This window comes from Bacillus sp. FJAT-22090, assembly GCF_001278755.1.
Classification (GTDB): domain Bacteria; phylum Bacillota; class Bacilli; order Bacillales_A; family Planococcaceae; genus Psychrobacillus.
Genome location: NZ_CP012601.1, coordinates 2,666,404 through 2,686,050 on the forward strand (window position 1 = coordinate 2,666,404; position 19,647 = coordinate 2,686,050).

A 19,647-nucleotide genomic window follows, 5' to 3' on the forward strand; every position below is an offset into this window, starting at 1 on the left:
TCCTATTACACAAATACAAGGGGTGTATGTAATGACAAATTCAAGAGTTCCAGGTTTTTATCGTCTATCAACTAAAGAAAGATTTGATATTGTTACCAAGGGACGAGATTTAACAGAAAATCAATTAAAATATCTTTCTGGAGACCACGCTTTATCTATGGATTTAGCAGATTCAATGATTGAAAATGTTATTGGACAAATAGGAATCCCTCTAGGGATTGCAACTAACTTTAAAATTAATGGAAAAGATATGTTTATTCCTATGGCAACGGAAGAACCTTCTGTTGTAGCTGCAGCTAGCAATGCAGCAAAAGCTGCTTATGATCATGGAGGTTTTTTCACATCCATGAGCGGAACAATTATGCGTGGACAAATTCAAGTATTACATGTTGCGGATCCCTATGCTGCAAGAGCAAAGATTTTTGAGCATAAAGAGGAAATTTTAAATTATTGTAACGAAAAAGATCCTACCTTAGTCTCTTTTGGTGGAGGAGCTAAAGATTTAGAAGTCCATATTGTTCCAACTACTTCTCAAATAATGTTAGTCATTCATCTAATTGTTGATACGAAAGATGCGATGGGCGCGAATGCGGTTAACACTATGGCAGAGGCAGTTTCACCGACTATCGAAACAATTACAGGTGGTAAAGTGGTACTTAGAATAATTTCGAATTTGGCAGATCGCCGGTTAGTTCGTGCTAGAGCTGTATTCTCTACTGAGGCACTTGGTGGTAAGGAAATCGTCGAAAACATTGTAAGCGCTTTCGAATTTGCAGACTTTGACCCATATCGTGCAGCTACCCATAACAAAGGAATAATGAATGGTATATCAGCAGTGGTTTTAGCAACAGGAAATGATACTCGAGCAGTAGAAGCAGGCGCACATGCATATGCATCTATATCAGGTCACTATAAATCGCTAACTAAATGGGAAATAAATGCCGATGGCAATTTATCTGGATCAATTGAACTTCCTATGGCAGTTGGTATTGTAGGAGGAGCTACGAAAACACATCCGGTAGCACAGGCTGCCCTAAAAATTATGGATGTAAATTCAGCTGAAGAACTTGCAGGCAGCATAGCCGCTGCAGGTTTGGCACAAAATGCTGCTGCTTTACGTGCCTTATCTGCTGAAGGTATTCAAAGAGGTCATATGTCTCTACATGCTAGAAATTTAGCAGTAATGGCAGGTGCGGATAAGTCCGATATTGATAGAATCGTAGCTCAAGCTATAAAAGAGAAAGACCTTAGATACGATCGTATTTTAGAGATAACAAAAGCAATTCAAAGAGGTGAGCAAGATGTCAAATAAACACGAAACATCCACAACTGATTTGAACGAAAATAATAATACTAAAACCTATTTAGAGATTCTTGGGGATACTATTTTACCTAACCAATTACTTCTAGCAATTTTGTTAAGTGTAGGTGTTAGTTTAGGAGGATACAATATTGGTCTTTGGTTGCTCCCCTCTATCGCTAGTGAGAATATGGTAGCTTCCTATTCCCTTCTTATTGGGATTTCTGGAAGTGTCATATCACTTGTTATATGCTCAATTATTTTTAAACCAAAAAGATTATTAATCGAAGAGGAAACCTCATCAGAAAGTATGAAACAAGTTTTTGAGGATCTACAATTAGATCCAATAGAAGAATTGAAACTCATCGAAAATGATCCTGTTACTAAAAAAGAATTAGAAGAATTAGGAGTTTTGAATAGCTTTCGAGCACTTGGAGGTGAGCAGAAAAAATGAGTTTACTAGTTACGGCAATTTTATTTGCATTAATTGGTGCAATCGTATTCTCTTTAATCGGATTAATATCGGGTACGGATGAGACAGCTATTATGGTACCACTTACTTTATTAGTAATCCTTTTAGGTGCACCTCCAGCTGCTGTATTTTCATTTTTCATGGCTGCAGTTCTAGCAAAACACCTTACACATGCAGTTCCAACTGCATTAATGGGTATTCCTGGAGACACTACTGCGGTACCATTAATCGACCATGCAACTACTTTAAGAAGAATGGGTATGCCACATATTGCTCTTAGAAAGATGATTTCTGGTGGAATTATTGGTGCATTTATCGCACTACCAACAGCTGTACTTTTAGGACAATTTTTAGGACAATTCGCTGACTTTTTCAAGTCATCCACAGGAATCATTTTTACACTGGCGGCAATTTTAATCGCCTTTTTCTCAAAAGGTAAATGGGTAAGTGTTTTGATGATTATTCCATTCGCTTTCTTTATTAAAAGCTTAGACTTGATGAGTTTTAGTATATTGGACAAGCATTTATCTATCAGTTTCTTCTTAGGAATAGCAATAGGACCTATTTTTTGTGATCTTCTCTTTGCTACTTCCTCAAGTGCTAAAAAAACAATAGAAAGAGATAATCCCAAAGAATATCATTTGGCTCCTGAAACAAAGTCATGGAAAGGTTACTTCCCTAATCCACTTAAAATTTTAACGGGAAGACAACAGATATTTACTTCCATCACTACTTTTATTTCATCTCTTACTTTCGTTTTTAGCCCAGTAGGAATGACCTCTCTAATGGGTGAAATTGTCGGTTCGCGTACAAAAGGTACGTATAAAAAATCTACTACAAGTTTGGCAGTAATGAATGGTGTAACAGAGTCTACATACATTGCTGAAGTAATTATTCCATTAATTGCTTTTGGAATTCCTTTAAGTCCAGTTGCATTAGGACCTGGATCGCCATTATTTAATGCTCCACCAGTTTTCTCAGTAGATCCTATAAATAATCTACACACCTATTTAACATCTTGGGAGTTTTTCCTTTACGGTGCAATCGGTCTTATTGTAGCCTCTTTGATCGCTTACCCTTTCTCTATGAACTATGCAAGAAAGGCTTCCGTTCTAGTTATGAAATTTGTAAGTCAAGAAGCAATTGTTGCTATGTTCATAGGTCTTGCTTGTCTACTTGCATTCCATGAAGCGCAACTTGTTGGTATTGTACTTACATTCACAGTAGCAGCGGTAGGCGGTCTCTTAAATCGAATTCTTGGAATTGGTGCTGGTGTACAATTTATGATTTTCTACGCATCGACTTGGATTATGATGACTCTATTTGGAATGTAAGAGAAAGGGGTTTCTATATGATAGAACAAGGATATCCTAAAAAAGTACACATTAGAGAAGTAGGACCAAGAGATGGCCTGCAAAATGAAAGTAGCTTTATTCAAACAAAAGATAAAATTGAATGGATAAACCTTTTATCTGATACCGGACTTAAATATATAGAAGTTACTTCTTTTGTAAATCCTTCGTGGATTCCTTCTCTATCAGATGCAGAGTCTGTAGCAAAACAAATCAGCAAATCTCCAGAAATGACTTATGCTGCCCTTGTACCGAATATGAAGGGTCTAAATAGAGCAATAGAGAACGGAATCGATGAAATCTCTGTTTTTATTTCCGCAAGTGAAACACATAACAAAAAAAATATTAATAAAACTATCTCGGAAACTGAAATTGTATTATCAGAAGTTGTAAAAGAAAGCTTGTCAAATCAGAAGACCGTTAGAGGATATATTTCAACTGTTTTCGGATGTCCCTATGAAGGGAAAGTAGAAATCGATCAAATAACAAGATTGGCAGATTCCCTCTTTGATATGGGTATTAATGAATTATCGTTAGGCGACACGATTGGTATTGCCACCCCTCTTCAAGTTAAATATGTATTAGAAACGTTTCTAAAACGCTACCCAAGTGATAGCATTGCTATGCACTTTCACAATACTCGCGGCACTGCTTTGGCAAATGTGTTGGCGTCTCTAGAAATGGGTATTTCTAAATTTGATAGCTCACTTGGAGGTTTAGGTGGTTGTCCATATGCTCCAGGAGCTTCTGGTAACTTAGCGACGGACGACCTAAATTACATGCTTACAAATATGGGTATCCAAACAAATATAGATTCAGACAAACTTAATACAGCAGCACTCTTTATACAAAATAAGCTACAAAAGCCACTAGAAAGCCATACGATGAAATATAGTTCATCCCAACAAACATAGCAAAGATAAACTACTCAGTCATTCTATCCTGGCTGGGTAGTTTTCATTATCCCTCATTAAGCTTTATCATTATTTCCCTACTTGTATAAAACTTTCTAATCACTCCACTATAATCTATTTTTCATAGAAGTTATTAGTCTCTTAGCTACTTCTCACCTGTTTTTATTTTAATTTTAAAAATTTTACAATATCTTATTAAAACGGTAATTTTCTTTTGCTATAATCGATGGGCAATACCAAACAAATTATGAGGAGTGGATTGTAGATGTCAAAGGAAAGCTTTTGGAATAATGCTTTCAGTAAGGTAGCCCTATCTCTCTTATTAGTTCTATCATTATTTTTACCATTCATCACTGTTCCAAATGTACAAGCAGCTGAGCCTATTACTGTAACAGAGGCTATTGCGAACAACACTGGAACGGCAACGGTAAAAGGATTCCTCGTTGGTACCGCAAGTTCAGGTACTTCTTACGATCAAGAACCACCGTTTACAGTAGCGACCAACGTGGGTCTAGCTGACTCTCCTAATGAAACAGATCCGTCAAAAATTTTACCAGTTCAGTTACCAACCGGATCGGTACGAGCTGGTTTAAATTTAGTTGATAATCCTAACCTATTTAAAGGTGAAGTAACAATCACTGGCACTCTTTCAGCCTATTTCTCTGTACCAGGCTTAAGAAGTGCAACCGCATATACTATTATTTCCGAAGGTGAAACTCCCCCTCCCTCACCTGAAGCGGAAGTTATGGAAAATATCGCTGCTGCTCGTGCAGTAACGGACCCGAACAAATTAATTAAGGTAACCGGAACTGTCACAACAGGCACTGGTTTCTGGGGTGGAAAAGCGTTTTACATCCAAGATGAAACAGCAGGAATTTATGCTTTTACTTCTACATCAGATGTAAATCCTGGAGATATAGTAGAATTGGAAGGAAAAGTTAGCCCTTATAGCGGTGAGCTTCAGATTCAAACGACCAAAATTACTAAAATTTCTTCTGGAAATGAACTTCCACCAACGCAAGATATTACACCAGCTGGAGTAAACGAAGAAACTCAAGGCGAAAGAATTCAATTAAACAATGTAACTATTACTAATCTAGTAAAGTCAAACGACTTTGGAACATTTGAATTTACAGCAACACATGAAAATGGAGAATCTGTCGTTATTCGTAACGACAATCGAAACGGATTAGATTATGATACATTTTTGAAGCAATATAAAGTTGGTGATTTAGTTCATGTATCTGGAATTGCCTCTAAATTCAATACAACCTTTCAAGTGAAGACACTTGGTTCAGAAAGCTTTGATCTAGTAAACAAACCGGCTGTGTACACGGATATTTTACCTGGAACGGTAGCAGAAGGCACAGCTATTCAACTAATCTCACCAATTGAAGGTGCGTCAATATATTACACATTGGATGGTTCTACACCAACTTCAAATAGCACAGAATACACAGCACCAATTACATTAACAAAAGATACGACTATTAAAGCAATTGCAGTAAGCGATACTACTTCTGAAGTATTCTCATTTACTTATAACGTATTAAAATCAGACAATCTTGTAATCCGTGACATCCAAGGACAAGGTCATTTCTCCGATTACGAAGGGGCGACTGTACAAAATATCACTGGAGTTGTAACGCATCTATATAACTCAGCAAATTTTGTAATTCAGGATACAAATCCAGATAATAATAACTCAACTTCTGAGGCAATCATCGTAAATAAGGCTTCCAATGGACTTAAAGTTGGTGACCTTGTCACTGTTGCCGGAACGGTAGAAGAATGGTACTACGAAGGCTATTCAGATATGAAAGCGAACGACTTACCAATAACACGTATTCGTGCAACTACTACTACAAAATCCGGAACAGCTGAATTACCTTCTCCTTTAGTAATCGGACAAGATATTATTCCGCCAACAGAAAACATTGATAACGATGGGTTAACCACGTTTGATCCACAAGAAGATGGAATCGACTTTTGGGAATCTGTTGAATTAATGCGTCTTGCAGTACCAAATGCAAAAGTAGTTGGACCTCAAGAATACGGTGAAGTTGTCGTAGTGGCAGGCAATTCTGCAAATACAACTTTTAATGTATTAGGTGGAATTAATATTTCTGCAAATGACTATAACCCTGAAAGAATTGCAGTAGATATTGATAACGAAAAGTACGATGCAAAATCAGGCGACTACTATATTGGTAATATTGTTGGAGTAATGGGCTTTGGTTTCGGTAACTTTAAATTATGGTCTGAAGAAGCATCTCTTCCACCAATTACTCGCGTCGAAAAGCCAGTTGTAGTAACAGATATCAAACCTTCAGAAGATAAGCTGACTGTAGCTTCTTATAATGTGGAGAACTTCTCAACGAATATAGAAAATACTCCAGATGATAAGGTTGCAAAAATCGCCAAATCATTTGTAGAGAACATGAAATCTCCTGACATTATTACATTAGTAGAAGTGCAAGATAATGACGGACCAACAGCATCAGGAAACACGGATGCATCCGCTAGTTATGAAAGATTAATCGCAGCTATTACGGCAGCAGGTGGCCCTGCATATAAATGGACTGATATTGCTCCTGAATATAATAAGGATGGTGGACAACCTGGAGGGAATATCCGAGTTGGTTACTTATACAATCCTGAACGGGTAACACTTGCAGATGGAACAAAAGGTGGTTCTACTGAAAAAGTAGCATGGGATGAAAATGGAAACTTAACATTAAATCCAGGTCGTGTTCTTGACTTACCACAAGAAAACACACGTAAACCGCTAGCAGCTCAATTTGATTTCCAAGGAGAAAAAGTGGTTGTTATTGGAGCACACTTAAATTCTAAAGGTGGAGACCAACCGTTATTCGGTAAAAACCAGCCGCCATTATTAGGCTCTGAAGCAGAACGTATTGAACTTGCAACGATGATAAATAACTTTATTAAAGCGGGCCAAGCAAAAGATCCTGACCTAAAAGTAATTGTTGCTGGTGATATGAATGATTTCGAATTCACACCAACACTCGCAGCTCTTAAAGGCGGAATCTTAACGAATATGGTTGAAAAAGTACCAGCTGGTGAACGTTTCTCTTATTACTACCAAGGAAACAACCAAGTATTAGACCATATTTTAGTAACAAACAACCTGGCTAATAAAACAGCTGTAGACATGATTCATATCAATGCTAACTATATGGACATTCACGGCCGTGCATCTGACCACGACCCTGTTCTTGTTCAAGTTGAATTCAACCAACCAGACACTTATACACTTTCAGCTAATCAAACAGCTTTTGAATTAGAAAAAGGTCAAACTAGTAAAGTGATTTTAACGGAAACAACTACAAAACAGGATGGCTCTAAGTCTACGAAAGACGTAACGGCGGAAGCTACATATGGTGGCTTCGATCCAAAAGTGATTTCAGTTGATAAAGGCATAATCACTGCAAAATCAGCAGGAAAAACAGTTATCACAGCAACTTATGGTAGCAACAAAGTTTCAATCGAAGTTACGGTTGAAGCTCCTAAAAATGGAGAAGCGATTATTACTCCAGATGAAGTAGATACTTCAAAAGCTAAAATTACTGTCGACGGCTCAGTACTACATGACGCAGGAAATGTTTATATTCGTTTCACTGAAGGTGCAGTAAGCAAAATTGATGCTGCCAATAAAGACGTAGTGATTAATCTAGTTACTGGGTCATTCACAATCACTGTTCAAAACTTTGATACCCTTGCAGATAGTGGTGAATTTACATTACACCTAAACTATCATGTACCACCTGGATTATTAAAAGAGAAGAATAAACATAAAATTAAAGACGATCTAAAACTTAAAAATATTTCTTTCCTAGATGTTAACGACAAACAAATAACAAATGGTTTTAAAGATTATTTTGTAATTGTTAGTGGAGACGGCAAAAAACAAACAGTTGAAGGCGCCTACTACGATAGCAAGTCTAAAAAATGGAAATTCAAGAAATTGAAATAATTACAAAAGATCTAGCCAGAAATAATCTGGCTAGATCTTTTAATTTCGTTTCGTTTAATTGGCATACTGTATACAAAATACTTCTTTATCATATTTCTCCATACTGTTGCATATTTCTTTTGATATTTACTATCGTCTTCTGTCGCAATTAAGTAAAGGGATAGTTGTTTTATTTCAGCTTTCTTTATTTCATCATATAATTTAAAACACTTTGCTTTAAATAATCGTATTGTTTTTGATTTGTATCTGAATAAGCCTCTTCTCTATTTGAAGGAATATCCATATATTCTATATCACCTTTAAATTGAGAAGCAGTTAAATCATAACGTTTACCATTAATTTCATTATAAAAATGCCAGCCTTCAGATAAATTTGTTTTTCGTATGCTTCCACCCAATATGTCATTTACTACTAATGCTGTTACTCCGCATTGACCTCTTGCAGGATTATCTATACTCCATTTTGAACTTGAAATAACTGACCAGGAGCACGCTAAAGCATCTAGTATTATTTCTATTTGTGTTATATTCTTACTCAATCAAATCACACCTTTTCAAAAACATAAAAGTTCCTAGTTCATAAAACTAACCTCTCCCTTTACTCCTATTAGTCACCGACTGACTATTTAAAGAATCTTCGACTAAACCACCCGTTAGTTTAATATGAAAAGCTTCTTCTTTTCCTCATTTTTCATTAGCTATCTCCATTAACTTAGATGACAGAGCACCTGTGCCATCGCTAAACATAATTTTACCTATTTTTCCGTCTTCCGGGCATATTGCTTCCCCTTTAAAATCATAAGATGTAACATCTCCATTTGCCTCTTCAAGTTTTACTCGAAATGTAAATCGATATATAGTCGGATGGTCTTTTTCTTGATTAATTTTTAGATTCTCCACATGTAGTTTATAATTTATATCTTCTCTTTGATAGAAGAAAGCTGAAGTAGAATTTAAAAAATTAATAAAACCATTTTCAGTAAAATATGCTTTATACTTTTCTTCGGCATACCGATATACTGCATCTCTTTCCTTTTCTGCCAACTTATTACGGTCCTTTAGTTCTTTTTTTGACACTTCTTCCCATAATTTAAGATACTCTTTATCAGGTGCTGTGAATTCTTTTTCAATGACAGTTTGGATAGCTTTCACACTATTATTATTCTCTTTCCCAATAATGCCAGCTTCATTATTATTTAAAGTCTGGTTGATTAACGAAAATACTAGAAAAAAGCAACCAACTATCATAACTATTGATATGAAAATTGGTGTTATACGTTGCTTCTTTTTGCTTAGTTTATTATTAATTTTTATTAGACTGTTTCTACGTGCTTCATGGGAACGGTCGACATGCTGCATTTCTTGGAAAAGTTTATCAAGCTCTTTTGATGAATTCATCTATCAAACCTTCCTTTCCATAATATTCTTTTTTTAAAGTTTCTAATCCCCTTGCCATTTTTGTTTTCACCTTTGCTTCAGTCCAACCTAATATATATGCAGTTTCTTTAATGGAACACTCATTCACTTTTCTAAGTATTATTACATCTCTATAGTCCTTTTTCATTCTACCTAAAGCGGCATACAATCTAGATAAATCCTCTTTCTTTTCTGCTAGAACTGTTGGTGATGGATTTTTAGAATCTATATCATTTTCATTTCCCCATGTGAAAAACTTAATAAGTCTTTTCCTTCTAAAGTAGTCATAAGTTACATTTCGTGCTATTTTCAACAGCCACGTTAAGACAGAAGCTTGGTTGTTAAAATTGTTGATGCTTTTTATAGCTTTATAAAAAGTTTCTTGCGTTAAATCTTCAGCTGTTTCTTTATGACGTACGAGAAAATAAATAAATCGATAAACTGCATCACTATTATCGATATACAAGCGTTCTACATCCTCTTTCATCATTTTCAACCCCTTCTTACAAATCATAGACGATGGACTATATGAAAAGTATCGTTTTCTTTAAAATTAAAATTCTTATTTATTATGATTAATACATTAGCTATAAATATCTTCATCACTAAAACAAAATAATCGTATTTAAGAGAGACACTCTCTTAAATACGATTTATACGACCTCTCTGATATTGGACTGCATCTTTATTGTCTCTGCATTAGGAAAATTTTATATTTTAAAAGATTTGAGAACCACCGCTATTTCTTGTTGAACTAAACTGACCGATAGTTATATAAGAAAAAGAGCCATTTAAGGAGCTCAACGTTCTTAAAGTAAAGATCCAGTTTGTAGTATTCCTTTTTATTTATCGCTATCTAAATCATTTTCAAGTAATTCCTGCAATGACTTTTTATCTTCTTTAAATCCATGCTTCTTTTCAAGAAACTGACCAATAACAGAATTATTAATACCCTTTCTGACAGCAGCTTCTCTAACTATATAGAGAACTAACAAGGAAATAATATATAGAACAATAGGCTCCATCTAAAATCCTCCTAAAATCTACAACCACTTAAGATAATATGTATTATTTGAGATATTTCCCAGTCTTAGTACCATATTATTTCGACACATTAATTCTTTTTTCCTTCTTTAAATAATACCCTTAAAGGCAGCTTCTTGTTCAACTAAATGGCCATTTAGTAGAGTAAGACGTCTTAATTAGATCTCGGTGTAAAAGTGGTTGTGAAGAAATTTACTTAAACTAAATATTGAATTTTTGGTAAAAGAAGAATAAATAAAAAGTCGATTTCCTAAAGAAGAAAAGAAATCGACTTTTTTAGTCTTAAATTTACTTGATTGTATCCATGTTTTGTCGGCAGGAACATAATTATAGAAAAAGACGCATTTTTGGTTAGGATATACTTTCACTCAAATTTGCTTGAACATGCTGAAATGATTCTTTCTTTTGTAACATCCTTACAAAAACATTATTAAATAAAAGTGCAACGATGATTAGGACAGTACCAAGTAGATCGAACTTAGTTACATGATTCCCTTGAAAAATCGAAATTAAGAGTGTTGTAACGGGAACAAAGTTAATGAACAACAGTGCATTTAATGGTGTTAATAAACTCACTCCGATGTTCCAACCAAGTAAAGCAATGACGCCAGGGAATATAATCATAAACAATAAATGCGGACTTACTTCTTTGACGCTATCTACTGATGGGATGGATATATATCCAAACAGCGTTGCTCCTACAGTAATAACAACAGCTGTGATTGTTCCAAGTAGACAACTTAACGTTGAATACCGTAAAGCAGACCAACCACTAAACTCACTACCACCGATCGTGTAAATTACCCATCCAACAACTGCAATTAATATGAGAATTGAAGGAATTAAATGATCCGTCGCACCAAGAAATGCTTTAATATCACCTTTTGTGATTACTAATGCAGCACCGATAAATGACACAAGCACACAAATTAATGTGAATAGATGGGGCCGTTTTTTATAAATCGTCCATACAATCACAATAGAAATCATCGGCATTAGTGACTCCATAATTGATGCTACCATCACTCCTGATTCACCTAATAAATCTTCTCCCCAGAAGATGAATAGATTATAGACCGTAAATGCCATTGTACCGAAAAACCATAAACGGAGGCCTTTTCCTTCAAATCGAAAAGCATGCTTTCCTTCTTTCCATAAAAGCATCGCTACTAAAATTATCGTAACAAATCCATAACGAATGATTGTAAAATAGAAAGGATTAATATGTTTGAAAGCCGCATGCGCTACAGGAAACATTGCTCCCCACGAAACTGCAGCAATAAAACATAAAATAGTTCCTAACAATACACTATTTCTCAATTCCCTCTACCTCCTTCTAAACTGACATATTTCATCATCTATCTATTTGATTATCTTGTAAAGTGAATAATAATAATGATTATTATCAATTTTATTGATATCATAGATATAAAAAGGAAAACATTAAAGGGTGGAAAAATAGTGGAATTTAAGGACTTAGAGATTTTTCAGATGGTGGCGGAAAAAGGAACCATCTCTAATGCGGCAAAAGAGTTTAGTTACGTGCAATCGAATATTACAGCGAGAATTCAAAAGCTCGAAACTGAACTGAATACCCCTTTGTTTAACCGACATCGTCGTGGTATGAGTTTGACACCTGAAGGAAAAAAACTATTAATATATAGTAAAAAAATATTATTGTTAACAGATGAAATGAAAAAAGCCGTTCAAAGTAAAAATGAACCGTCTGGAAAATTAGAAATCGGAACAGTTGAAACCGTAATTCATTTACCAAAAATATTATCTACCTATATTAAAAAATATAAAAATGTCGATTTATCGTTATTTACTGGCGTCACAGAAACATTAGAAGAAGAAGTATTAAATCATAAGTTGGACGGAGCGTTCGTTACAGAGTCAGACTTTCATCCCGATCTTGTATCGCATGAAGTGTTTCAAGAGGAGCTCGTTTTAATTTCAGATATGCGCGCCTCCACACTAGAAGAGTTGAAAGAGGAACCGTTAATATGCTTTAGTGAAGGCTGTGGATACCGAGCACGTCTGGAAGCTTGGTATAAAGACCAAAACATCACACCACAAAAAGTGATGGAATTCGGTACATTAGAAACAATCTTGCGTAGTATTGTCGTGGGACTTGGCGTTACATTCGTTCCAAAGTCAGCAGTCATTCATATGGAACAAAGCGGACTCATCCAATGTCATACACTTCCAGATCAATATAGTAAGATTAAAACCGTTTTTATAAGAAGAGCCGATAGTTACTTAACCTCAACAATCGAAAAATTTATCGAAACAATCGAAACGAATAAACAAATATAAATCGAACCACTGAGCTATTGAAAATGATGTTATCTAATAAGTCCTTAAATTTAAAGTGGAGAAAAACAATTTGTTTTTCTCCACCTGTTTCCGTTTTTGTAAATTATGCGCCCTTACCCCGATGCCAAAATCTGTTTGGACTAACTGCTTCACAATTTGTTTCAAATTCTCCACTCCAACATCTTTCACTAAAGCACCCATTAGTTTAAGTAGAATCCTTCACAATCTCCTTTAAAAATAGGCTTTGTTAAATAGTATTGTTGTTTTTCAGGCAAAAAATATGGGAACGTCTGATTTGGACGTTCCCGTTCTTATTCCGTTAAAGCACCCGTTAATGAAATAAGGTAATTTATTTATTATAATCTTACCAGTGTACTTGAAGTTTATTACCATTTGGGTCATAAAAGTGGAAAAAGGCATGACCATTATCTTCTTTTATATCCTCGACCTTAACTTGATTATCAATTAAGTGTTGATGAAATTTAGATAATTCTGGACTTGTAAAGCCAATGCTAAATTCTTGTTCATTATCAATTGTAAAATGTGCAAATGTTTCATCTTCGGTAGGAACTAAGATAAGTAAGAAAGGTCCTTCATTTACTTTTAAAATTGCAAGTTCCTCAGTAATGTTTAGTAACTGGAGCCCTAATACATCTCTATACCATTGTGCAGACAGTTCTAAATCTTTTACAGGAATTCTAATATAATGTACTTGTTCAATAAATGATTTACTCATAGACTTCTCTCCTTTATTTAATCTGGTATATCAAATAGTTCCCTTTCTATATACCTTTTTCCTTCCGATTAAAATCCCTTTCTAAATTAAAACCCAGCTACTTTTATAAAAATCATATCGATTCTTCTGCTAAAGCACCCGTTAGTTGAAGTGTATAAAAATGTTCAGTACCTAATCCGTGTAAAGCATAATGTCTATTCCCTATTTCTCCTAAAAGTTAACGGTTCATTTCAAGTTGCAGTATTTCAAAAAATAACGTCACATGATAGCCATCTACTGTTGCATGATGAACCTTAATATTCACTGGCATTAGCAATTGTGAACCAACTTTTTCGTACTTCCCACTGGTAATCATTGGTGTTAAATTATTTTTGATAGCTCCTGTTTGAGATGAAAAATGTTCAAAATGCATCCAAGGAATTGATGAAATATTCACCACGTTGGGTGGAACAACTCCCATTGGTGCGATGTCTTTTGTGTTTGCATAATCTTTTATAAGCTTTTTGTACTCACGGTCAACTGATTTATAATCTGTTAATCCTTCCAACCATAAACTATAAAATAACTCTGTTTCTTGATTAAAGTTCGTAAACGTTGGCACTAATTCTTGCCATTCTACTAATTGCTTATCTATGTCTTTTTACTGTTGATAAAAAGCTTATCACTTGTTGTCACCCATTTATCTTTTGTGAAATATTGAAAATAATGAAGAATAAAGAAGCCTAATTCCTCCTTCTTTTAGAGAAATTAGGCTTCCGTATCTGATCTGTAGATTTATAACTTTTTAAGTTTACATACTTAAAAAGGGAAAGATTACTTATACGGAATATTAAATTCAATACGTGCCCCCGATAACACTAAGGGATCTACAACTTCAATGTTTCCGTATAGTTCATCAACAAGTTTTTTAGTAATAAACAAACCTAAACCAGCGTTACCCAACGAATTAGATCTTGATCTATCTTCCCTAAAGTGTTTGGAAAACACCAAATCACGGTGTTCCTTTTCTATTCCCACTCCCGAATCCTCAATGGCGAAATGAATGTAATTGCCTTTTTCCTTAACAAAAAAACGAATTTTTCCATTTTCCGGCGTATATTGAATAGCATTGGCAAAAAGATTCTCTAAGATTCGATTGACCTTTAGGTAAGGAATTTCCACGTGATTATTTATTTTCAAATTATGCTCATATTGAATATTTTTCTTTTCCATTAAGTGAATAAAATCATTTTCCACGTCTTTGATTAATTCATCAATAGATGTAACATCATAAATCAGTGTTGGATCCTTGATGTTACTTGCTTGTCCCATACTTTCTAATATATTATTTACCTTTAAGATGTTTCTATTTATAATGTCTATCTGTAATTGTTGATTAGGTGTTAAATCGTCCACATTATTTAACATTTCAGTACTTAAAGCAATGAGTGTAGCAGGTGTTTTTAGATCGTGTGACAAGCTAGACATCATAACTGCCCACTCTGAGTCGTGTTGCCAATTTTTATATAAAGACTTCTTTAGTTCTCCTTGCATTTGTCTAAATGACTGTGTTAATTCGCCAATTTCATTATTACTATTATAACTAAGGTTAAATTCCAAATTTTTATTTTTAATCATAATCGACGCATTTAATAACTCCTCCAAAGGAGCTTTTACGGAATAATAAAGCTTATTAATAAAGGATCTCGAAAATATAATGAAATAAATAATCGGTGATATTAAAGGGATAATTATTAACCCAAACATAATATAGCGAGAAACAGAATGCCGACTTTTTATCTGATAAGAATAAACCCAAAGTCCTTTAACTTGATTTTCAATTACTATTGGCTGGACGAGATGATAGTAATCTTTGTAAAAATGAGCACTATTAAACATATCAACAACATTTACTCCCTGAAATAAACCACTGAATTTTTCACTACCATCAATGAACTCACCATTGGGGCTAAATTTGTTTAGGATGATATCATTCTTTTTCAGATTCCTTTTCATCTCATTGAATTTAGACGACTTCATATATTCGGATGGATGATCCGTCATGCTTTTGCTCTGTTTATGGACTAGTTTTTCACTATGATTAGCTGTCCGTTCAATAGTTGCAAAAATAACAAAAATTGAAATAATAATTGTAAATACACTCATTATAATAGTCCATATTATGCTTTTGATATATAACCTTCTTATATCCTTGATTATTGACTGTTCCATTGGTACCCTATTCCCCAAACGGTTTGTAGATAATTTTCAGGAAAACCGGCAGACAATAATTTACTTCTTATATTTTTAATATGCTCCACTACAGAACTTGCATCTCCTTGTCCATCAATTCCACTTATACGCTCATATATATGTTCTTTGGTAAAAACCTGCTTTGGCGATGAAAGTAACAAGACCAATAAATCAAATTCTTTTTTAGTAAAGGGGATCACCTTTTTATTATACATAATCTCTCGTGAAGTTATATCAACAACTAGGTCGTCAATCAATATTTTTTTTCGTTTACTTTCATCATGATTTTGCAGAAGACGTTCTCTCATTTTAAATAAGGCTTCAACCTTATATGTTAACAGCTTCAAGGAGAAAGGTTTAGATATAAAATCATCACCTCCTAAAGAAAATGCCTTCATCTTATTCATATAATCTGAAGCAGCACTAATGAATATTATTGGGCAAATTACTTGATTACGAATTTGTTTGCACACTTCTAATCCATCATACCCTGGCATCATGATATCCAGCAGAATTAAGTCAACATCTGCTTCTGCCTTATCAATCGCTTCTAAGCCATCTTTTGCTTCCGAAACTATATACCCCTTGGAAGTCAGATGAAGCGAGAGTATCTGTCTCATGTCTTCTTCGTCTTCCACAATCAATATTTTCTTATTCACTAATTGTCCTCCCCTCCCATTTATTAAACCATATTACAAATGCTACGAATAAAATCACACTCACACTAGTGTATAGCCCCCACACCAAAGTGGAATATCCATAGTCACCAATGGTTAGCAGATGTAAATATCTTGTGCCATACAGTAAAGGAATGTACTGCCATATGGAATCCCCTAAACTGTTTGCACCAAAATAGATAAGAAATATACTGAAAAAGATTCCCATACCGAGACATACACTTGTATTTATTTTTAGTGCTATGAACCATAAAATAATTATAACGGGTAAAGAAAATATCGTTGTTAAAATAGAATATAATAAAATATCCCCTGTGAAATGATTACCAATAAGCATCCATAATGGTATGCAACTAACTAATGTACTGAACATAACCGAACCTAAACTTACCAAAATTAAATCCGTACTCCACTCTTTTCTGCTTCGCAACTGTAAAAGGTGATTGAAGTGTCCTATCTGTTCTTCGTATCTAACATACAGACTTATCATTAGCGAAATACCAAATGGTATTGCACTATTAAAATAGACCGTATAGTCAACGAATATATGGTTTAGAGAATCATACCTCTCAAGATATAAAAATAAGCTAACACCATATATAGTAGGAGCTAAAATCATTATAAGAAACCAAAAGGATTTTGCCATTTTATAAAGCATAACATTTAAATATTTCATATATACATCTTCCTTTTAAAAATCTTATTGGATAACCACATTAAAATTAGGAAATATACCACACTAACTCCCATAGCTATAGCTAAAACATGAAAGTCTGGTACTAAATTGAAGTTTTCAATGGGTGTACCATTAGGATGGATTCCCATTGTTTCCGCTGGTACCCTTAACATACTTCCCCAAGGAAGAACCCAAAAATAAGATTTTAAAGCGATAAACACTGAGCCGACGGCACCAATCAGGTTTATTAGAGTCGTCATAAGTACACCGATATACTTGCTTACAATTAAACTGAAAGGAATTAATGGTAAAGCAACAATCATTATGAACGCTGTTGTCATAATTACTTGGGGTATGATTGGCAATTCATTATATATTAGCAATGAACCCAATATAGACGCAGCAGCTATCAATACTGCCGAGATACATTGGTAAATTAAAATTACAACAACTTTAGAAAAAAACATTTTGGATAAAGATATGTTGTTTGACAAAACGTTTTTATAATCACCAATTTTTTTCTCTTGATTAATATTCATCCCACATGCCATAGCCAAACCCACAGGCAGGAAAAATATAGGCCAAAGATTATAAACAATTGTTAAAAAAACATTTGTAGACGGCTGTTGCTCCGCATATATATTTGAAAAAATAGCAAAGGCTAGAAAGAAAATTGGAATAGCTAAAAGTAATTTCTTCGATAAAGATGATTTCATTTTTAATAATTCAGCTTGAATAAAATTAGACATACTTATACGTCCTTTCTATTGCCTGAAGTAATTTCAAAGAACAAGTCTTCAAGGCTATCTTGGTGATTAAATTTATTTTGATATTCCAACTTGCCATTATGAATAATACCAATGGTATCTGATAAGATTTGTATTTCATTTAAAATATGACTAGAAATCATGGTTGTAACACCATCTTTCTTTAACTCGTTCAAAAGATTTCTTAATTCTCTTATTCCTGCCGGATCTAATCCATTTGCTGGTTCATCCAAAACTAGAAATACTGGTTTTTTTATTAAAGCTAGAGCAATTCCTAACCTTTGTTTCATTCCTAAAGAGAACTCTTTTGTCTTTTTCTTACCTGTATTAGAGAGATTTACTTTTTTTAAAACTTCACTAATTTCCTCAAAAGGAATACCTTCCTGTAAACAAAAGATTTTTAAATTGTCGTACGCACTTAGATTGCCATATATAGCAGGACCTTCTATGAGTGATCCAATCTTTTTTAAATCATCTCTTTTCCACTTCTCACCCTCAAATAGCACTTCGCCATTTGTTTCTTGGAAAATTCCACTTATTATTTTCATTAGTGTGGATTTACCAGCTCCGTTTAGTCCGAGAAGACCATAAATTTCTCCATAATTCACTTGCAGGTTTATGTCTGACAGCACTTTTTCGTTTTTGAATTTCTTTTCTAAATGTCTTGTTTCTAAAATGTAATTAGCCATTATTACAACCCCTTATCTTTATTTAATACAAGTATAGAAAATAAATATCAAGAAACTATAAGGAATGTATTTTTAATATGGACAAATAAGAATTGACTTATCATTTTTCAGTTAAGCTCATATTTCAGCATGAAAAAAATCCATCTTGAAAAGATTGATCAAAATGGATTTTAATTCTGAAATTATATATGACTTTAAATAAGTTCTATTTTCGAGTATGTTATTCAGATTCTGCAATACAAAACGCATTTCTTTATTCCAGATATGCGCCCTTTAACGGAATAAGCAGCTCTATCCATTTGTTAAAATCACCTTGCCTTGATGTCCATCCGAAGATTCAACAATCCGAATGGCTTCACTTATTTCCGATAAGTTGTAATATGATTCAGGTCTCATGAGCCTTATTTTTTTTATCTCTAATCAATGTAATTAAGTGGTTAAATGTCTCCTGCCATTCATTTGCTGAGACTCTTTTATTCCAATGCCGAAAATGAAATAATTTTGCATTCACTTTTGTCTCATTTGTAATCTCGGCCCAATCCACTTGGATTCCTGAAAAAAGACCTAAAGTTAAGAAAGCGCCTTTAGAACGAACGCAAAATGCTAAGTCGTTACCATCTGGTCCTCCAATTGAATCAATAGTTGCATCGGCTCCATCCTCACCAGTCAAAGGTATTAGTCACACAAGAAGCACCGAGCTTTAGTAAATCCTTTGAATATTTATCATTCCGGGTTATCGCAATTAATCGGAAGCCCAGAACTTTTGATAACTGAGCAAAAATGTGTCCAATAGCTGAACCGCAAGCATTGACCAAAAGGACATCATTTGGTTTTAATTCTAACTTTTGCGTACAGATGACCCATGCTGTAATTGGATTTATGTACATTTATGCAGCTGTAAAATCATCAATATAATCTGGAATTAATTACCACTGTATATTCAGCCGATGTTTTAACGAACTCCTGCCAAGTGCCTTCTCCCCTCAAAGGCAAAACACGCTTGCCAATAAGACCTTGAGATACCGAGGAACCTACGTATTCAACAATTCCGATCCCT

The 19,647-nt window shown here is 34.3% G+C and carries 18 protein-coding genes and 1 pseudogene; 6 read left to right on the forward strand and 13 right to left on the reverse strand.

What is annotated here, in order from left to right; translation table 11 throughout:
* The first annotated feature begins 31 nt into the window (after nucleotides 1-31).
* From AM499_RS13365 to AM499_RS13385, 5 genes are all read left to right on the forward strand, one after another.
* Nucleotides 32-1,312: a hydroxymethylglutaryl-CoA reductase, degradative gene (locus AM499_RS13365; RefSeq protein ID WP_053590685.1), complete on the forward strand. Its 1,281-nt coding sequence runs from the start codon at nucleotides 32-34 to the stop codon at nucleotides 1,310-1,312.
* Entirely contained in the window at nucleotides 1,302-1,754 is a 453-nt protein-coding gene (locus tag AM499_RS13370; protein WP_053590686.1) for a hypothetical protein, read from the forward strand. The genes AM499_RS13365 and AM499_RS13370 overlap by 11 nt, the downstream gene beginning before the upstream one ends.
* Nucleotides 1,751-3,106 carry a tripartite tricarboxylate transporter permease gene (locus AM499_RS13375; RefSeq protein ID WP_053590687.1) on the forward strand — a complete coding sequence of 452 codons (1,356 nt, stop codon included), beginning with the start codon at nucleotides 1,751-1,753 and terminating at the stop codon, nucleotides 3,104-3,106. Before AM499_RS13370 ends, AM499_RS13375 begins: the two co-directional genes overlap by 4 nt.
* A gap of 17 nt (nucleotides 3,107-3,123) precedes the next feature.
* A complete protein-coding gene (locus tag AM499_RS13380) occupies nucleotides 3,124-4,038 on the forward strand; it encodes a hydroxymethylglutaryl-CoA lyase (protein ID WP_053590688.1) in 915 nt (304 codons plus the stop codon).
* A 265-nt stretch (nucleotides 4,039-4,303) separates the two neighbouring features.
* Nucleotides 4,304-8,035 carry a DUF6359 domain-containing protein gene (locus AM499_RS13385; protein ID WP_053590689.1) on the forward strand — a complete coding sequence of 1,244 codons (3,732 nt, stop codon included), beginning with the start codon at nucleotides 4,304-4,306 and terminating at the stop codon, nucleotides 8,033-8,035.
* A 184-nt stretch (nucleotides 8,036-8,219) separates the two neighbouring features.
* Here AM499_RS13385 and AM499_RS13390 read toward each other — a convergent pair whose 3' ends face one another.
* From AM499_RS13390 to AM499_RS13410, 5 genes are all read right to left on the reverse strand, one after another.
* Nucleotides 8,220-8,573: a YunG family protein gene (locus AM499_RS13390; RefSeq protein WP_053590690.1), complete on the reverse strand. Its 354-nt coding sequence runs from the start codon at nucleotides 8,571-8,573 to the stop codon at nucleotides 8,220-8,222.
* Between the two features lie 145 nt (nucleotides 8,574-8,718).
* Nucleotides 8,719-9,432 (reverse strand): hypothetical protein, encoded by a 714-nt coding sequence (locus AM499_RS13395; protein WP_053590691.1) that lies wholly within the window; start codon nucleotides 9,430-9,432, stop codon nucleotides 8,719-8,721.
* Nucleotides 9,410-9,940 (reverse strand): RNA polymerase sigma factor, encoded by a 531-nt coding sequence (locus AM499_RS13400; RefSeq protein WP_231687457.1) that lies wholly within the window; start codon nucleotides 9,938-9,940, stop codon nucleotides 9,410-9,412. The genes AM499_RS13395 and AM499_RS13400 overlap by 23 nt, the downstream gene beginning before the upstream one ends.
* Before the next feature lie 352 nt (nucleotides 9,941-10,292).
* Nucleotides 10,293-10,475 (reverse strand): hypothetical protein, encoded by a 183-nt coding sequence (locus AM499_RS13405; protein ID WP_053590693.1) that lies wholly within the window; start codon nucleotides 10,473-10,475, stop codon nucleotides 10,293-10,295.
* A gap of 370 nt (nucleotides 10,476-10,845) precedes the next feature.
* Nucleotides 10,846-11,814 carry a DMT family transporter gene (locus AM499_RS13410; protein ID WP_053590694.1) on the reverse strand — a complete coding sequence of 323 codons (969 nt, stop codon included), beginning with the start codon at nucleotides 11,812-11,814 and terminating at the stop codon, nucleotides 10,846-10,848.
* A gap of 141 nt (nucleotides 11,815-11,955) precedes the next feature.
* Here AM499_RS13410 and AM499_RS13415 point away from each other — a divergent pair, with 141 nt between their 5' ends.
* A complete protein-coding gene (locus AM499_RS13415) occupies nucleotides 11,956-12,813 on the forward strand; it encodes a LysR family transcriptional regulator (RefSeq protein WP_053592208.1) in 858 nt (285 codons plus the stop codon).
* A gap of 364 nt (nucleotides 12,814-13,177) precedes the next feature.
* Here the strand turns inward: AM499_RS13415 and AM499_RS13420 are convergent, their stop codons facing one another.
* The 8 genes and pseudogenes from AM499_RS13420 to AM499_RS22050 all read right to left on the reverse strand — a co-directional run.
* Nucleotides 13,178-13,549 (reverse strand): VOC family protein, encoded by a 372-nt coding sequence (locus AM499_RS13420; RefSeq protein ID WP_043931838.1) that lies wholly within the window; start codon nucleotides 13,547-13,549, stop codon nucleotides 13,178-13,180.
* A 217-nt stretch (nucleotides 13,550-13,766) separates the two neighbouring features.
* A complete protein-coding gene (locus AM499_RS13425; protein WP_231687458.1) occupies nucleotides 13,767-14,150 on the reverse strand; it encodes a CatA-like O-acetyltransferase in 384 nt (127 codons plus the stop codon).
* A gap of 212 nt (nucleotides 14,151-14,362) precedes the next feature.
* A complete protein-coding gene (locus AM499_RS13430; RefSeq protein ID WP_197275557.1) occupies nucleotides 14,363-15,694 on the reverse strand; it encodes a HAMP domain-containing sensor histidine kinase in 1,332 nt (443 codons plus the stop codon).
* A 50-nt stretch (nucleotides 15,695-15,744) separates the two neighbouring features.
* Nucleotides 15,745-16,440: a response regulator transcription factor gene (locus AM499_RS13435; protein WP_053590696.1), complete on the reverse strand. Its 696-nt coding sequence runs from the start codon at nucleotides 16,438-16,440 to the stop codon at nucleotides 15,745-15,747.
* Nucleotides 16,433-17,134: a BsaG family lantibiotic immunity ABC transporter permease subunit gene (locus AM499_RS13440; RefSeq protein ID WP_053590697.1), complete on the reverse strand. Its 702-nt coding sequence runs from the start codon at nucleotides 17,132-17,134 to the stop codon at nucleotides 16,433-16,435. The genes AM499_RS13435 and AM499_RS13440 overlap by 8 nt, the downstream gene beginning before the upstream one ends.
* Nucleotides 17,131-17,883, reverse strand: a complete 753-nt coding sequence (locus AM499_RS13445) for a lantibiotic immunity ABC transporter MutE/EpiE family permease subunit (protein ID WP_053590698.1) — start codon at nucleotides 17,881-17,883, stop codon at nucleotides 17,131-17,133. The genes AM499_RS13440 and AM499_RS13445 overlap by 4 nt, the downstream gene beginning before the upstream one ends.
* Before the next feature lie 2 nt (nucleotides 17,884-17,885).
* The gene (locus AM499_RS13450) at nucleotides 17,886-18,590 is read right to left on the reverse strand and encodes a lantibiotic protection ABC transporter ATP-binding subunit (RefSeq protein ID WP_053590699.1); all 705 of its coding nucleotides are present in this window, start codon (nucleotides 18,588-18,590) and stop codon (nucleotides 17,886-17,888) included.
* A 291-nt stretch (nucleotides 18,591-18,881) separates the two neighbouring features.
* Nucleotides 18,882-19,646 (reverse strand): annotated as a pseudogene (locus AM499_RS22050) (zinc-dependent alcohol dehydrogenase family protein); the annotation flags it as partial.
* Between the last annotated feature and the right edge of the window lies 1 nt (nucleotide 19,647).

Excerpts from the sequence above, each read along its gene's own strand:
- AM499_RS13365 (WP_053590685.1), top strand. The coding sequence starts at position 32 with ATGACAAATTCAAGAGTTCCAGGTTTTTATCGTCTATCAACTAAAGAA.
- AM499_RS13370 (WP_053590686.1), top strand. The coding sequence starts at position 1,302 with ATGTCAAATAAACACGAAACATCCACAACTGATTTGAACGAAAATAAT.
- AM499_RS13375 (WP_053590687.1), top strand. The coding sequence starts at position 1,751 with ATGAGTTTACTAGTTACGGCAATTTTATTTGCATTAATTGGTGCAATC.
- AM499_RS13380 (WP_053590688.1), top strand. The coding sequence starts at position 3,124 with ATGATAGAACAAGGATATCCTAAAAAAGTACACATTAGAGAAGTAGGA.
- AM499_RS13385 (WP_053590689.1), top strand. The coding sequence starts at position 4,304 with ATGTCAAAGGAAAGCTTTTGGAATAATGCTTTCAGTAAGGTAGCCCTA.
- AM499_RS13395 (WP_053590691.1), bottom strand. The coding sequence starts at position 9,432 with ATGAATTCATCAAAAGAGCTTGATAAACTTTTCCAAGAAATGCAGCAT.
- AM499_RS13400 (WP_231687457.1), bottom strand. The coding sequence starts at position 9,940 with ATGATGAAAGAGGATGTAGAACGCTTGTATATCGATAATAGTGATGCA.
- AM499_RS13405 (WP_053590693.1), bottom strand. The coding sequence starts at position 10,475 with ATGGAGCCTATTGTTCTATATATTATTTCCTTGTTAGTTCTCTATATA.
- AM499_RS13420 (WP_043931838.1), bottom strand. The coding sequence starts at position 13,549 with ATGAGTAAATCATTTATTGAACAAGTACATTATATTAGAATTCCTGTA.
- AM499_RS13430 (WP_197275557.1), bottom strand. The coding sequence starts at position 15,694 with ATGAGTGTATTTACAATTATTATTTCAATTTTTGTTATTTTTGCAACT.
- AM499_RS13440 (WP_053590697.1), bottom strand. The coding sequence starts at position 17,134 with ATGAAATATTTAAATGTTATGCTTTATAAAATGGCAAAATCCTTTTGG.
- AM499_RS13445 (WP_053590698.1), bottom strand. The coding sequence starts at position 17,883 with ATGTCTAATTTTATTCAAGCTGAATTATTAAAAATGAAATCATCTTTA.
- AM499_RS13450 (WP_053590699.1), bottom strand. The coding sequence starts at position 18,590 with ATGGCTAATTACATTTTAGAAACAAGACATTTAGAAAAGAAATTCAAA.